Origin of the sequence: Methylobacterium sp. 275MFSha3.1, assembly GCF_900108435.1 — a bacterium.
Taxonomy (GTDB): Bacteria; Pseudomonadota; Alphaproteobacteria; order Rhizobiales; family Beijerinckiaceae; genus Methylobacterium.
Window position 1 is genome coordinate 167584 of the sequence record NZ_FNWP01000007.1, and the last position, 13052, is coordinate 180635.

Genomic DNA, 13052 nt, shown 5'->3' on the forward strand with positions numbered 1-13052 from the left:
GCCCCTCCGGCGTCCAATCCGGCCGCCCCGGAGGTGAGTTAGATGCCGCTCCTCGCCCTGCCCTTTCCGGCCATCGATCCGGTGGCGATCGCGATCGGGCCGATCACGATCAAATGGTACGCGCTCGCCTACATCGCCGGCCTGATCGGCGGCTGGTATTACGCACGCCGCCTCGTCATGGCCGACAGCCTCTGGGGCGTGGTGAAGCGCCCGCAGGTCGTCGACATCGACGACCTCGTCGTCTGGGTGGCGCTCGGCGTCGTGCTCGGCGGGCGGATCGGCTACGTGCTGTTCTACAATCTGCCGATGTACATCGCCGATCCGTGGGAGATCCTGGCGATCCGCAACGGCGGCATGTCGTTCCACGGCGGCTTCATCGGGGCCATCCTGGCCTTCGTGCTGTTCGCCCGCGGGAAAGGTCTCAACGCCTACACGCTCCTCGATATCGGCGCCGTGGTGGTGCCGATCGGCCTGTTCTTCGGCCGGATCGCCAATTTCGTGAACGGCGAGCTCTGGGGCCGCGTGGCGCCGGACTTCCCTTACGCGATCGTGTTCCCGAGCGGCGGCCCGCTGCCGCGCCACCCGAGCCAGCTCTACGAGGCCGCCACCGAGGGCCTGCTGCTGTTCATCGTGATGGCGGTCAGCGTCCGCCGGTTCGGCTTCCGCAAGCCCGGGCTCCTCGGCGGCATCTTCGTCCTCGGCTACGCGCTGGCCCGGACCGTCTGCGAGTTCTTCCGCGAGCCGGATCGCCAGCTCGGCTTCCTGTTCGGCGACCATCTCGGTCCGATGGGCGGCGGCGTGACCATGGGCATGCTGCTGTGCGTGCCGATGATGATCGTCGGCCTGACCTACATCGTGCTGGCCGCGACCGGCCGGACACGGCCCCGCCATCCGGTGGAAGCGCCGGCCGCCGAGGCCGCCCGCAAGGCGGCCGTCGAGGCGTGACCCCCCTCGGAACCGAGATCGCGGCGCTGATCCGGCAGAACGGGCCGATCGGCGTCGACCGCTACATGGCCCTCTGCCTCGGCCACCCGGTCCACGGCTACTACCGCACCCGTGATCCCCTGGGCGCTCAGGGCGACTTCACCACCGCGCCCGAGATCAGCCAGATGTTCGGCGAGCTGCTCGGTGCCTGGACAGCCTACGTCCGCGGCCCGATCGGGTCGCCGGATCCGCTCCTCCTGGTGGAGCTGGGGCCCGGCCGCGGCACGCTGATGGCGGACGCGCTGCGCGCGTTGCGGGCAGCGCTCCCGGGGGTGCGCGTGGCACCGCACCTCGTCGAGACGAGCCCGGTGCTGCGGGCCGCGCAGGCGCGCGCCCTCGCCGGGACCGGTGCCGCGTGGCACGACAGCGTCGAGACGCTGCCCGAGGGGCCGGCGATCATCCTGGCCAACGAGTTCTTCGACTGCCTGCCGGTGCGCCAGTTCGAGCGCCGGCCGTCGGGCTGGCACGAGCGGCAGATCGGTCTCGATCCGGCGGGCGGCCTCGCTTTCGGCCTGTCGCCGGAGCCGGTCCCGGGCCTCGCGGCGGACGGCCCGGACGGCGCGCTGATGAGCGTGCCGGCGGCCGGCCTCGCGCTGATCCGCGCGCTGGCGCGGCGGCTGTGTTCCGAAGGCGGCGCCCTGCTGACCATCGATTACGGCCATGTGCGTCCGGGCTTCGGCGACACCCTCCAGGCGCTGGCGGGACATCGCTTCGCCGACCCGCTGGCGGAGCCCGGCGAGGCGGACCTGACGCATCACGTCGATTTCGCCGCCCTCGCCCAGGCGGCGCGGGCCGAGGGCGCCGCGATCCATGGCCCCGTCGATCAGGGCGACTTCCTGGCCGCCCTCGGACTCGGGGCCCGTGCCGAGCGTCTGAAGGCACGGGCGAGCCCCGCGCAAGCCGCCGCGATCGACGCTGCGACCGCGCGCCTGACCGATCCGGCCCGGGGCGGGATGGGAAGCCTGTTCAAGGTGCTGGCGGTGAGCGGCCCGTCCGTCGGGCCGCTCCCGGGATTTCCGGGGCTCTGAGCCGCCGGGACGATGCGCGGCCCCGTCCGGGCCGGCTACTCTCAGCCGAAGGAGCCGAAGCCGGAATCGGTCTGGCTGGCGGGCCGCGGAGTCGGCGGCGCGGGCGGGTTGAGGTCGGTCGGGTCGAAGGCGGCGGGCTCTCCCGTGACGGGGTGGGCAGGCGCGCTCGGAATCCGGGGCTCTTCGGCCTCGGGCGTCTCGGGCAGGGCGTCGGTCTCGATCCCTCGTGACATCGCGATCCTTCTCAAGGCGGGGCCGGATCGGCTCCGTACTGCAATGCAGCAAGAATCTGACGGTTGAACGACATCGTCAAGGGTCCGCCCTTGCGCTATCGGGGCGCGACAGGGGCAAGCGCGAGGCCGACCGTGACCGCAGGCATGTTCATCGAGGCGCCGGAACTCTCCGCCCATGCGGGCGTGCGCCACGCCTTCTTCACCCGCGTCGGCGGGGTCTCCGAGGGCCTGTACGCGTCGCTCAATGGCGGTCTCGGCTCCCAGGACGCGCCGGAGCGCGTCGCCGAGAACCGGGCGCGGATGTGCGCGCAGCTCGGCTTGGCGCAGGACCGGCTGGTGAGCCTGTATCAGGTCCACTCGGCCGACGTGGTCACCGTCGAGGCCCCCTTCGCGGCGGAGCGGCCGAAGGCCGACGCCATGGTGACGCGCGTTCCGGGCCTAGCGCTCGGCATCGCCACCGCGGATTGCGGGCCGATCCTGTTCGCGGATCCCGAGAACGGCGTCGTCGGCGCCGCCCATGCCGGCTGGAAGGGTGCGCTCACCGGCGTGATCGGCGCGACCGTGTCGGCGATGGAGGCGCTCGGGGCGCGGCGCAGCCGCATCGTCGCCGTCCTGGGACCGACGATCGGTCAGGCCTCCTACGAGGTCGGTCCGGACTTCGTCGCGCGCTTCGGGAGCGATGCCCCCGGCATGGAGCGCTTCCTCGGCCCCGGCACGCGGCCGGGGCACGCCCAGTTCGATCTTCCGGGCTTCATCCTGGCCCGGCTCGGCGAGACCGAGATCGGCGAGGCCACCGCACTCAATCTCTGCACCTACGCCGATCCGGAGCGGTTCTACAGCTACCGGCGGACCACGCATCGCGGCGAGGCGGATTACGGCCGCCTGATCTCCGCGATCACGCTGGTGCCCTGACGAGCCAGTGCGGCCTCGGAAAGGGGCTGCGACACTTTGTCAATCCTCGGCCCGAAAAAAGCGTAGCCGTAAATGAACCTTGGCCATTCGACCGCGTTTAGGGGTCAAGGTGCCGGGGAAAACGGCGGGTTGCCACAAGGGGCCGCGAGAGCGGTCGGCGACACCGCGGAGCGCAAAGCAACCCTGGAACCGCTGGAACGCAGCCAGATCCGGTTCCGCAACCGTCCCCGCTTAGGACGGCGCGGACCACCAGTGAGGACCAGATCATGAAATCCATGCTCCGTGTGACCACGGCCCTCGCGGGCGTTGCCTTCGCGGGTTCGGCCTTCGCCGCCGACCTGCCGCGCCGCGCCGCCCCGCCGCCGGTGTTCACCCCCGTCCCGGTCTTCACCTGGACCGGCGCCTACTTCGGTATCAACGCCGGCTACGCCTTCGACGCCAGCGACCGCAACACCGGCAACACCTTCGCCGTCCCCTTCCCCTACGCCGCCCCCGGCACCGTCGCCTCCTTCCGCAACCGCAGCCAGGACGGCTTCTCCGGCGGTGGCCAGATCGGCTACAACTGGCAGATCACCCCCGGCTCCGGCCTCGTGATCGGTGTCGAGGCCGACGCCCAGTACCTCGACTTCGGCCGCAGCCGGAACAACGCCTTCATCTCCGGCGCGCTGGCCCCCGGCTACTACGTCACCGACCCGCGCGGCCTCTCCAGCCTCGACTTCTTCGGCACCGTGCGCGGCCGCCTCGGCTACGCCTTCGACCGCACCCTCGTGTACGGCACCGGCGGCTTCGCCTACGGCTCGGGCAGCGCCGACCGCTCCTTCGGCGGCTACGCCGGCAACGACAGCTTCCGCACCGGCTGGGCCGCCGGCGGCGGCATCGAGTACGCCCTGCCCACCGACTCGTTCCTGAACTTCTTCCGCTCCTCGGCCGTGACGCTCAAGGTCGAAGGCCTGTACGTCAACCTCGACCGCGGCACCCGCAACCAGGGCGCGTTCGTCATCAACGCCGCCAACAACTTCCCGGTCGTCTACAGCGGCGTCGGCCGCCGCGACGACCAGTTCGCCGTCGTCCGCGCCGGCCTGAACTACAAGTTCGGCACGTTCTAGGATCGCGTCGGCGCGGCCGCGGCCGCGCCCCCCACTCGGCATGCAGGAAGCCCGGCCGGCAGGTCGGGCTTCTCGCGTTTCGGGATAGGCGGATGAAGTTTTCGCAATCCCCCTGACAAAGCGTCGCCGCGCACCCATGTCCTAGCTGCCATGCGGCGCGTTCGGGCCCGCGGGCGAGATTCGAGGAGGACGACTCCATGAACAGCGAAGAACGCGACGTCATTTCGGGAATCTTCCAGCGGCTGGAGCAGGCGCAGACCCAGCCCCGCGACGCGGAGGCGGAGCGCTTCATCGCCGACAAGCTCCGCGCGCAGCCCTACGCGCCCTACGCGATGGCGCAGCTGATCTACGTGCAGGAAGAGGCGATCAAGAGCCTGAACCAGCAGCTGGAGCAGGCCCGCAGCCAGGCGGCCCCGGCCCAGTCCTCCGGGGGTGGCGGCTTCCTGTCGAGCATCTTCGGCGGCGGCAGCCAGCAGCGCCAGGAGCCCCAGCCGGGCTACGGCCAGCCGCGTCCGGGCGGCCAGCCCTGGGGCAACCAGGGCGGCCCGCCGCAGGGTTACCCGCAGCAGGGCTACCCGCAGCAGGGCGGCTACCCGCAGCAGCAAGGCGGCCCGTGGGGCGGCCAGCCCCAGGCGCCCGCGCGCGGCGGCGGCTTCATGGCGACGGCCCTGCCCATGGCGGCCGGCGCGGCGGGCGGCATGCTCCTCGGCAGCGCCCTGTCGAACGCCTTCGCGGGCGGCCATTCGAGCCTCGGCAGCGCCGCGGCCGCCGGTCTCGGCGGCGGGGGCGAGACCGTCGTCAACAACTACTACGGCGATGGCGGCGGCAACCAAGATCTCGGCTCGGCCCTCGACAACAGCGGCGGCGACATGGGCAGCTTCCAGGACGCCGGCTACAGTGATCCGGGCGGTGATTTCGGCGGCGACCTCGGCGGCGGCGACGACAGCGACTGGACCTGATCGTCCCTGAGACGCAGCGGAAGGCCCGGTCGCGTCATGCGCGGCCGGGCCTTTCTCGTATCCGGAAGGTCCGATCCGCGACCGGGGCCGCGTCGGCCGCTCAGAGGACCTCGACCCGCGTCCCCACCGGCACGCGCTCGTAGAGATCGATGACGTCGTCGTTCATCATGCGGATGCACCCCGACGAGACCGACTGCCCGATCGTGTTGGGCTCGTTCGTCCCGTGGATCCGGTAGAGCGACGAACCCAGGTAGAGGGCGCGGGCGCCCAGCGGGTTCTCCGGGCCGCCGGCCATGTGGCGCGGCAGGTCGGGACGGCGGGCCAGCATCTCGGCCGGCGGCGTCCAGTCCGGCCACTCCGCCTTGCGGCTGACCGTCTTCAGCCCGCTCCAGGCGAAACCGGGGCGGCCGACGCCGATCCCGTAGCGCAGGGCGCGCTGCCCGGCCTGCACCAGGTAGAGATGCTTTCCGGCGGTGTCGATCACGATCGTTCCGGGCTTCTGCCGCCCCGTGAAGGCCACTTCCTGGCGCTGGTACTCCGGCGAGACCGCGCGGCCGATCCGGCCCGGATCTCCCTGGGGCGCACCGTAGGGCTGAGGGGCGCCGGAGGCCTGGCCATAGGGCTGGCCGTAAGCCTGCCCGTACGCCTGCCCGTAACCTTGCGCCGGCTCCGGCTCGACCGGCACCAGCTCACCGGAATAGGCCGCGACGCGCTGCTGCGGCGCCGCGCGCTGCGGCCAGCCGCGCCCGGGCGCGCCGCCGGCGCTGCCGGTGACGAGATACTCGATCAGGCCGCCGCCGTAGCCGCCCTCGGCGTAGCGCGCCTGCTGCGCCCGGGCGGGGCCGCACAGCACGAACGCGGCCGCGGCCACACCCATTCCCAGACGGACTGAACGCCGCATCGTCGCATGCTCCCGAGCCGGTGCCCGTGCTCCCGGCCCGCGAACGATCCCGTCGAATTTTACCGAATCCGGTGAACGAACGTGGTGAATCGCCGGGGCGGCCCGGCCCGTCCCCGGCCCGTCGCGACCAGCGTGAATCGGCGGTTAAGCCCCGCCGGGGCCCTCGGCCCCCGGGCGAAGAGGGCCGGCGGCAAGAAGCTCGGCAGTCACAGTCCGCTAACCGTTATGGTAGACAGTCGCGGCGACGGAACCCGAACGCTCACGCCCGGACGATGACCCAGAAGCGCTATCGCATCGAAGACAGTCTCGGGCTTCCCGCGGCTCCCCCTCCCGGACCCGGGGCGTCCGCCTCGAGCGAGCGCCTGGAGGAGATCTTCAACGCCATCCAGGACTTGCGCCGCGTCACGCAGATGAGCGCGAGCGAGACCATCGAGTCGTGCCGCCGCGAGCTGCACGAGGCGCTGGCGATGCGCACCGAGCTCGACGTGATGAAGGAGGCGATCACCCGCACCAAGTCGGAGCTGGCGACGCTGCACCGGACCGAGAACACCGGCAAGGGCATGCGCCGGGCGGCCGACGAGCTCGACGCGGTGGTCGACTCGACGGAGCGCGCCACCACGCAGCTCCTCGGCGCGATCGAGGAGATCGAGAGCCACGCCGGCATGCTCAACGCCGCGACGCTGCCGCCCGGCACGAAGCAGCACGTCGACGTGATCCTCGAGCGCGTGATCACCGCCTACGAGGCCTGCAACTTCCAGGACCTGACCGGCCAGCGGATCACCAAGATCGTCAGCGTGATGAAGTTCATCGAGGAGCATCTCGACCGGCTCATCGCCACGTGGTCGGAACTCGACAGCTTCAAGGAGCTCATCACCGTCATGCCGGTGCCGACCTCCCTGGACGACGAGAGCTCGCTCCTCAACGGGCCCAAGCTCGACCACGACATCGGCCACGTCGACCAGAGCGACATCGACTCGCTGTTCGACTGATCGAGCCGACCGGGCGCGCGATTTTTGTCGCCGCCCCGGTCCCCCTGGCGGTCCGGAACGCTTAGATCTGCGGTATGAGCCGCAGAGCCCTCTCAGACCTGCCCCCCGACACCTTCGACGACGGCCGCGACGCCGAGCGGGACGAGGCCGCCGACGAGCCGGAAGCCGGCCTCCCCGACACGGAGGCGCCGGAGATCGATTTCGACTTCGAGCCGGGCGCCGTCCAGGCCGGAACCGAGGTGATCCGCCGGTTCTGGTCGACACTGCCGTCCTCGCCCGGCGTCTACCGGATGTTCGACCATCGCGGCGACGTCCTCTACGTCGGCAAGGCCAAGAACCTGAAGGCGCGGGTCGGCTCCTACGCGCGGGGCCAGGCGCACTCGAACCGCATCGCCCGGATGATCTCGCAGACGGCGGCGATGGAGTTCGTCACCACGGCGACCGAGACCGAGGCGCTCCTCCTCGAGGCCAACCTGATCAAGCAGTTGAAGCCCCGCTTCAACGTGCTGATGCGGGACGACAAGTCGTTCCCCTACATCCTGGTCACCGACGACGGCCCCGCCCCGCAGATCGTCAAGCACCGGGGCGCCCGGCGCCGGAAGGGCAATTATTACGGCCCGTTCGCCAGCGTGTGGGCGGTGAACCGGACGGTGAACGCCCTGCAGCGCGCCTTCCTGCTGCGCACCTGCACCGACAGCTACTACGAGAACCGCACCCGGCCCTGCCTGCTCTACCAGATCAAGCGCTGCTCCGGCCCCTGCACGGGTGAGATCGCCGCGGACGACTACGCGGCCATGGCCGATTCCGCCCGGGCGTTCCTCGCCGGCAAGTCGAACGCCGTGAAGGACCGGATGCGCGCCGAGATGCAGGAGGCGTCCGAGGCGATGGAGTTCGAGCGCGCCGCCCGGTTCCGCGACCGCATCGCCGCCCTGTCGGCGATCCAGGGCGTGCAGGGGGTCAACACCCAGGGCGTCGAGGAGGCGGACGTGTTCGCGCTGGACGAGCAGGCCGGCCAGTTCTGCATCGAGGTGTTCTTCTTCCGGAACTTCCAGAACTGGGGCAATCGCGCCTATTTCCCGAAGGCCGACCGGACGATGACGCCCGACGAGGTGCTGGGCTCGTTCATCGGCCAGTTCTACGACGACAAGCCTGCCCCCCGGACCGTGCTGACGAGCCACGCGATCGAGGACGCGGAGCTGGTCGCGGCGGCCCTGTCGAGCCGGGTGGAGTACCGCGTCGAGATTCACAGGCCGAGCCGCGGCGAGCGGAAGAACCTCGTCGATTACGCCCAGCGCAACGCCAAGGAGGCGCTGGCGCGGCGCCTCGCCGACACGGCCTCGCAGGGCAAGCTCCTCGCCGCCCTCGGCCAGGCCTTCGGGCTCGACGGGGCGCCCCGCCGGATCGAGGTGTACGACAACTCGCACATCATGGGCACGAACGCGGTCGGCGGCATGATCGTCGCCGGCCCGACGGGCTTCATGAAGGCGCATTACCGCACGTTCAACATCAAGTCCGAGGATCTGACCCCCGGGGACGATTACGGCATGATGCGCGAGGTGCTGCAGCGGCGCTTCAAGCGGCTCGTGAAGGAGGCGCCGCGCACGGAGCGCGAGGCGGCCGTGGCCGCCGCCGAGGGCGGCGTGCCGGAGCCGGTGCCGGCCCCGGCGGAGGAGAGCGAGGCGTTCCCGGCCTGGCCGGACCTCGTGCTGATCGACGGCGGCAAGGGCCAGCTCGACGCCGCGCGGGCGGCGCTGGATGAGGTCGGCGTGGCGGGCGTGCCGCTCGTCGGCGTCGCCAAGGGCCGCGACCGGGATGCGGGCCGGGAGACGTTTTTCGTGCCCGGCCGGCCACCCTTCAAGCTTCCGCCGCGCGACCCGACGCTCTACTTCGTGCAGCGGCTCCGCGACGAGGCGCACCGCTTCGCCATCGGCAGCCATCGGGCCAAGCGGAAGCGTGAGATGGTGAAGAATCCGTTGGACGAGATCGCCGGCATCGGTCCGAGCCGCAAGCGCGCGCTGCTGCACCACTTCGGGACCGTGAAGGCGATCGAGCGCGCCGCCTTCGAGGATCTGGCCAAGACCCCGGGCGTGAACGCCGCTACCGCGCGGGCGGTCTACGACTTCTTTCATGCCGGCGCCTGAGAACCCGGCCGCGATGGCCGCGGCGGAATCTGAGGCGTTGACGCCCGGGCCCCGCTCTGATTTCACCCCTCCGATGAACGCCGTCCTTCCCCGACGACGGTCGCCGGCCTGGACGCTCGCGAATTGCCTGACCTACGGGCGCCTCGTTGCCGTGCCGGTGATGGTCGCGCTGCTGTTCTGGCCCGAATCCCACACGGCGCGGTGGACGGCGCTGGGGGTGTTCGTCGCGGCCGCGATCACCGACTACCTCGACGGGTACGTCGCCCGCACCTACCACCAGAGCTCGGCGCTCGGCCGGATGCTCGATCCGATCGCCGACAAGCTCCTGGTCTCGGCGTGCCTGCTGATGCTGGCGGCGGACCACACCATCGTCGGCTCGAATATCTGGGCGGCCATCGTGATCCTCTGCCGCGAGGTGCTGGTCTCCGGCCTGCGCGAGTATCTGGCGGAGCTGAAGGTCGGCGTGCCGGTCAGCCGGATCGCGAAGTGGAAGACCACGGTGCAGCTCCTGGCCCTCGGCTTCCTGGTGGCCGGTCCGGCGGGCGAGACGGTGCTCCCGGGAACCGAGCCGATCGGCCTGACGCTCCTGTGGCTCGCCGCCGCGCTCACGCTCTGGACCGGGTGGGACTACATGCGGGCCGGGATCAAGCACGTCATCGACGATCCGCGCTGAGGGATCCGTCTCCGGGACGCGCGGTCCCTGCCCTGTCTCCGGTACGGTGATGCGATGAAGCTCGTCTATTTCGCCTGGGTCCGCGAGCGGATCGGCCGCTCCGAGGAGGAGCTGGCGCCGCCGCCGGAGGTCGCCACCGTCGCCGATCTCGTCGGTTGGCTCCGGGGCCGGGGCGAGGAATACGCCTACGCCTTCGAGGATCCCGGCGTCGTCCGTGCCGCGATCGACCGGGCCCACGCCAAGCTGGACGCGCCGATCGCGGGAGCCCACGAGATCGCCTTCTTCCCGCCGATGACCGGCGGCTGAGACCCGGCCGCGCCGCGCACGTAGTTCGCCGGGGTTGCAACGGGTCGGCTTCCGCAGTCATTGGCGCCGTCGCTCCGGCTGCACCTCATGCCGAACGGCGCGCGGGCCGAGCCAAGTTCTCTACGGGTTCGGCCCGCCTCAGGACGCGACACGCCGCGGAACGCCCAAGCTGGCATTGCCGTTATCCGCTACCGAAATCGGTATTGGAGTTTCAGCATGCGCATGACCTTGCTCGCGACCGCCGCCCTGTTGAGCCTCGGCGCCGCCGCGCAGGCCCAGACCACGGTGATCGAGCGCGACCGCCCGGCCGTCGTCGTCGACCGCCCGGCCTCCGAGTCGAAGTCCGTGACCGTCCACGACCACGGCGACGGCTGCGTCACCAAGACGGTGCGCAAGGAGAACGACATGGGCGACTCGAAGACCGTCAAGAAGGAGACCTGCGACTGAGGCAGGGAAGCGGGCCGGGCCGGAGCGCCGTCGACGCCTCCGCCCGGCCGATCCTTTGCCCGGCCGCTTGGTTGCCCGGCGCCGGTCCTAGCGCCAGCCCGCGTCGATGAAGTACGCGTGGGCCGTGCACATCCGGGCATCGTCCGAGGCCAGGAACAGGACCAGCGCGGCGACGTCGGCCGGCTGGATCCGACCGTCAAGGCACTGCGCGGCGACGATCTCCGCCTCGCCCTCCGGCGAGTACCATCGCTCCTGGCGGGGCGTCTGAACGTTGCCCGGCACGATCGACGCCACCCGGATGTTGTCGCGGCCGAGGTCGCGGGCGAGCGCCCGGGTCATGCCCTCGATCGCCGCCTTGGCGGTCTGGTAGAGCGGCATCTCCGTCAGCCCGAGATGCCAGCTGATCGATCCGAAATTGAGGATCACGCCACCGCCGGCGCGGCGCATGGGTGGGACCGCCGCCTGGGCCGCGAAGAACAGGTGGCGCAGGTTCACCGCCATCCGGTCGTCCCAGTAGGCGGGCGTCACGTCCGCGAGAGCGTGGCGGTCGTCGTTGCCGGCATTGTTGATCAGGACGTCGAGCCCACCGAGGGCCGTGTCGGCCTCGGCCACCAGCGCGCGGACCGCCTCGATATCGGTCAGGTCGCAGCGCCGGTAGAGCGGGGCGTGCGCGGCGCCGGGCGCGAGGCGCGCCACCACGGCGCGGGCCGCGTCGTCCGCGATATCGCAGAACAGGACGCGGGCGCCCTGCCTGACGAAGGCCTCGACCAGCCCCTCGCCGATGCCCGAGGCACCGCCGGTCACGAGGACGCGCTTGCCGGCGAGGCTGGGATACCGCGCGCGCTGATCGCCCGTCGCCGTCATCGACCCTCCTCGACGTGGCTCGCCCGGCCGGAATTTGTCCGAGTTTATCACGGTGGCCACCCGCGGCAACGGCGGCGCGGCCGTCCGACATTCGCGAAACGTTAACGGTTCGCGAATGAGATCGCCGGGTCTTCTAGAAAGGAACACCCGATGCCCCTGCGCCTGGAACTCAAGCCGTTCGAGCGGCTGATCATCAACGGCGCGCTGCTCCGCAACGGCGACCGTCGCTCGACCTTCCTGATCGAGACGCAGTGCAAGTTCTTGCGCGAGAGCGAGATCATCACGGAGAGCGAGGCCGACACGGCCTGCAAGCGTCTCCACCTGACGCTGACGGTCATCTACCTCGCCGACGACCCGACGCAGGGCATCGACCTGTTCTTCCGGCAGGCCACGGACTTGCTGGGACTCGCGCCGGCCGCCGCCGGGCAGATCGCCGCGATCGCCCAGGCGGTGGAGGCCGGCGAGTATTACCGGTCGCTCAAGCTGAGCCGCAAGCTCGTCGAGTGGGAGGCGGCCGGAGCCGAATCGCCGGCCGAGGTGCCGGACGCCGCGGCGGCTCGCTGACCGGCACGCGGCCTCAGCCGGGATTCCCCTGCAGGCCGGCGGCGATGTGATTGTTGATCGACACGAGCGTGGCGATCTTCTCCGGCGTGGGAGCGATCATCGTGTCGATGCAGCTCTGGAGCACGAACACGCCCAGGCGTCCGACGCCCTGCTTCACGTCGGCGGGGAGCGGGTTCTCCGCGGACGTCGCCTCGGAGGTCAGCAGCGTCCAGACCCGCTGGTTGAACGACAGGGCCTCGTTGATGCGCCCGGCGTCGCCGCTGGTGAGCCCCTGGCTGGCGCCGATCAGCTTCTGCGCTGCCTTGAGCAGCACGGCGGATTCGGCTTCGCGGGGCGACAGCGCGCTGTGGGAGGTCTTGGCGTAGGCGTTGGCGGCGTAGTTCATCGGCGGTCCAGCCCCGTCGTCGGGCCTGCCACTGAGGCAAGCTAGCGCGTAGCTGTCGCAGATCAGGAGTTAAAAGCGCGTGAGCGCCGCATCCGCCATGATGCCGCCGGGTTGGTTATCGACGACGCTGTGCGGCCGAAAGGAACCGGCCCCCGGACCCCAACCCCGATGTTGAATTTCGTTCTCGGAACTGTTGCCGGCGGCCTGATCGCCTGCGTGCTGACCATCGCGGCGGCACGGCAACCCGAAGTGCAGTCCCGACTGGGCCTCGTGCCGGTGGCGCCAGCGACCCTGGCGGCGGTCACGAAACCGGCCGAGCCCGATTGCGGACGGAGGACGGAGCCGACCCCGAAGATCGGCTCCCAGGAGATGCTGTTCAACCGCCAGAGATTTTGGTCGGTCGCACCGTAATCAGAACGTGCCGATCAGCATGAGCAGCATCGTCGTGGCGACGGTGGTGCTGACGAAACCGCACAGGGCGGCCGCGAAGGACGGACCGGTGCGGGTGACGGTGGGCTCGATGTCGTTCGAGAGCGTGGCGGGGGTCATCGGCGCAGAAC

General features: G+C 70.8%; 17 protein-coding genes. 12 read left to right on the forward strand and 5 right to left on the reverse strand.

Annotation, left to right across the window (positions count from 1 at the left end; translation table 11 throughout):
- Positions 1 to 42: 42 nt before the first annotated feature.
- Together lgt and BLW78_RS10225 are read left to right on the forward strand one after the other, a co-directional pair.
- Positions 43 to 945, forward strand: coding sequence for a prolipoprotein diacylglyceryl transferase (gene lgt / locus BLW78_RS10220; protein WP_056531735.1), 903 nt, complete (start codon positions 43 to 45; stop codon positions 943 to 945).
- On the forward strand, positions 942 to 2012 hold the full coding sequence (locus BLW78_RS10225) for a class I SAM-dependent methyltransferase (RefSeq protein WP_091679141.1): 1071 nt from the start codon (positions 942 to 944) through the stop codon (positions 2010 to 2012). Before lgt ends, BLW78_RS10225 begins: the two co-directional genes overlap by 4 nt.
- A gap of 41 nt (positions 2013 to 2053) precedes the next feature.
- On the opposite strand, the gene BLW78_RS10230 is transcribed toward BLW78_RS10225, so the two are convergent.
- Entirely contained in the window at positions 2054 to 2245 is a 192-nt protein-coding gene (locus BLW78_RS10230) for a hypothetical protein (RefSeq protein WP_012322302.1), read from the reverse strand.
- 144 nt (positions 2246 to 2389) lie between these two features.
- Between BLW78_RS10230 and pgeF the strand changes: the two genes are divergently transcribed.
- From pgeF to BLW78_RS10245, 3 genes are all read left to right on the forward strand, one after another.
- On the forward strand, positions 2390 to 3157 hold the full coding sequence (gene pgeF / locus BLW78_RS10235; RefSeq protein WP_091679144.1) for a peptidoglycan editing factor PgeF: 768 nt from the start codon (positions 2390 to 2392) through the stop codon (positions 3155 to 3157).
- A gap of 266 nt (positions 3158 to 3423) precedes the next feature.
- Entirely contained in the window at positions 3424 to 4263 is an 840-nt protein-coding gene (locus tag BLW78_RS10240) for an outer membrane protein (RefSeq protein WP_091679147.1), read from the forward strand.
- A gap of 197 nt (positions 4264 to 4460) precedes the next feature.
- Entirely contained in the window at positions 4461 to 5222 is a 762-nt protein-coding gene (locus BLW78_RS10245) for a DUF2076 domain-containing protein (RefSeq protein ID WP_091679149.1), read from the forward strand.
- A 100-nt stretch (positions 5223 to 5322) separates the two neighbouring features.
- Here BLW78_RS10245 and BLW78_RS10250 read toward each other — a convergent pair whose 3' ends face one another.
- Positions 5323 to 6123 (reverse strand): L,D-transpeptidase, encoded by an 801-nt coding sequence (locus BLW78_RS10250; RefSeq protein ID WP_026604541.1) that lies wholly within the window; start codon positions 6121 to 6123, stop codon positions 5323 to 5325.
- Between the two features lie 272 nt (positions 6124 to 6395).
- Here BLW78_RS10250 and BLW78_RS10255 point away from each other — a divergent pair, with 272 nt between their 5' ends.
- The 5 genes from BLW78_RS10255 to BLW78_RS10275 all read left to right on the forward strand — a co-directional run bounded on the left by BLW78_RS10255 (position 6396) and on the right by BLW78_RS10275 (position 10679).
- Positions 6396 to 7112, forward strand: a complete 717-nt coding sequence (locus tag BLW78_RS10255; protein WP_020090645.1) for a protein phosphatase CheZ — start codon at positions 6396 to 6398, stop codon at positions 7110 to 7112.
- Positions 7113 to 7186: 74 nt separating this feature from the next.
- Complete coding sequence (uvrC, locus tag BLW78_RS10260; RefSeq protein ID WP_091679151.1) at positions 7187 to 9253, forward strand: excinuclease ABC subunit UvrC; 2067 nt, start codon at positions 7187 to 7189, stop codon at positions 9251 to 9253.
- A gap of 73 nt (positions 9254 to 9326) precedes the next feature.
- Positions 9327 to 9926, forward strand: coding sequence for a CDP-diacylglycerol--glycerol-3-phosphate 3-phosphatidyltransferase (gene pgsA, locus BLW78_RS10265; protein ID WP_020090647.1), 600 nt, complete (start codon positions 9327 to 9329; stop codon positions 9924 to 9926).
- Between the two features lie 54 nt (positions 9927 to 9980).
- On the forward strand, positions 9981 to 10232 hold the full coding sequence (moaD, locus tag BLW78_RS10270) for a molybdopterin converting factor subunit 1 (RefSeq protein WP_091679154.1): 252 nt from the start codon (positions 9981 to 9983) through the stop codon (positions 10230 to 10232).
- Positions 10233 to 10448: 216 nt separating this feature from the next.
- Positions 10449 to 10679 carry a hypothetical protein gene (locus BLW78_RS10275; protein ID WP_020090649.1) on the forward strand — a complete coding sequence of 77 codons (231 nt, stop codon included), beginning with the start codon at positions 10449 to 10451 and terminating at the stop codon, positions 10677 to 10679.
- 87 nt (positions 10680 to 10766) lie between these two features.
- Here the strand turns inward: BLW78_RS10275 and BLW78_RS10280 are convergent, their stop codons facing one another.
- Entirely contained in the window at positions 10767 to 11543 is a 777-nt protein-coding gene (locus BLW78_RS10280; protein ID WP_091679156.1) for a D-xylose 1-dehydrogenase, read from the reverse strand.
- Between the two features lie 150 nt (positions 11544 to 11693).
- Here BLW78_RS10280 and BLW78_RS10285 point away from each other — a divergent pair, with 150 nt between their 5' ends.
- Positions 11694 to 12107, forward strand: a complete 414-nt coding sequence (locus BLW78_RS10285) for a flagellar biosynthesis repressor FlbT (protein WP_056531717.1) — start codon at positions 11694 to 11696, stop codon at positions 12105 to 12107.
- Between the two features lie 13 nt (positions 12108 to 12120).
- Here BLW78_RS10285 and flaF read toward each other — a convergent pair whose 3' ends face one another.
- Entirely contained in the window at positions 12121 to 12492 is a 372-nt protein-coding gene (flaF, locus tag BLW78_RS10290) for a flagellar biosynthesis regulator FlaF (protein WP_091679159.1), read from the reverse strand.
- Positions 12493 to 12660: 168 nt separating this feature from the next.
- Here flaF and BLW78_RS10295 point away from each other — a divergent pair, with 168 nt between their 5' ends.
- A complete protein-coding gene (locus tag BLW78_RS10295; protein WP_020090653.1) occupies positions 12661 to 12903 on the forward strand; it encodes a hypothetical protein in 243 nt (80 codons plus the stop codon).
- On the opposite strand, the gene BLW78_RS31335 is transcribed toward BLW78_RS10295, so the two are convergent.
- On the reverse strand, positions 12904 to 13041 hold the full coding sequence (locus BLW78_RS31335) for a hypothetical protein (RefSeq protein WP_020090654.1): 138 nt from the start codon (positions 13039 to 13041) through the stop codon (positions 12904 to 12906).
- Positions 13042 to 13052 lie beyond the last annotated feature (11 nt).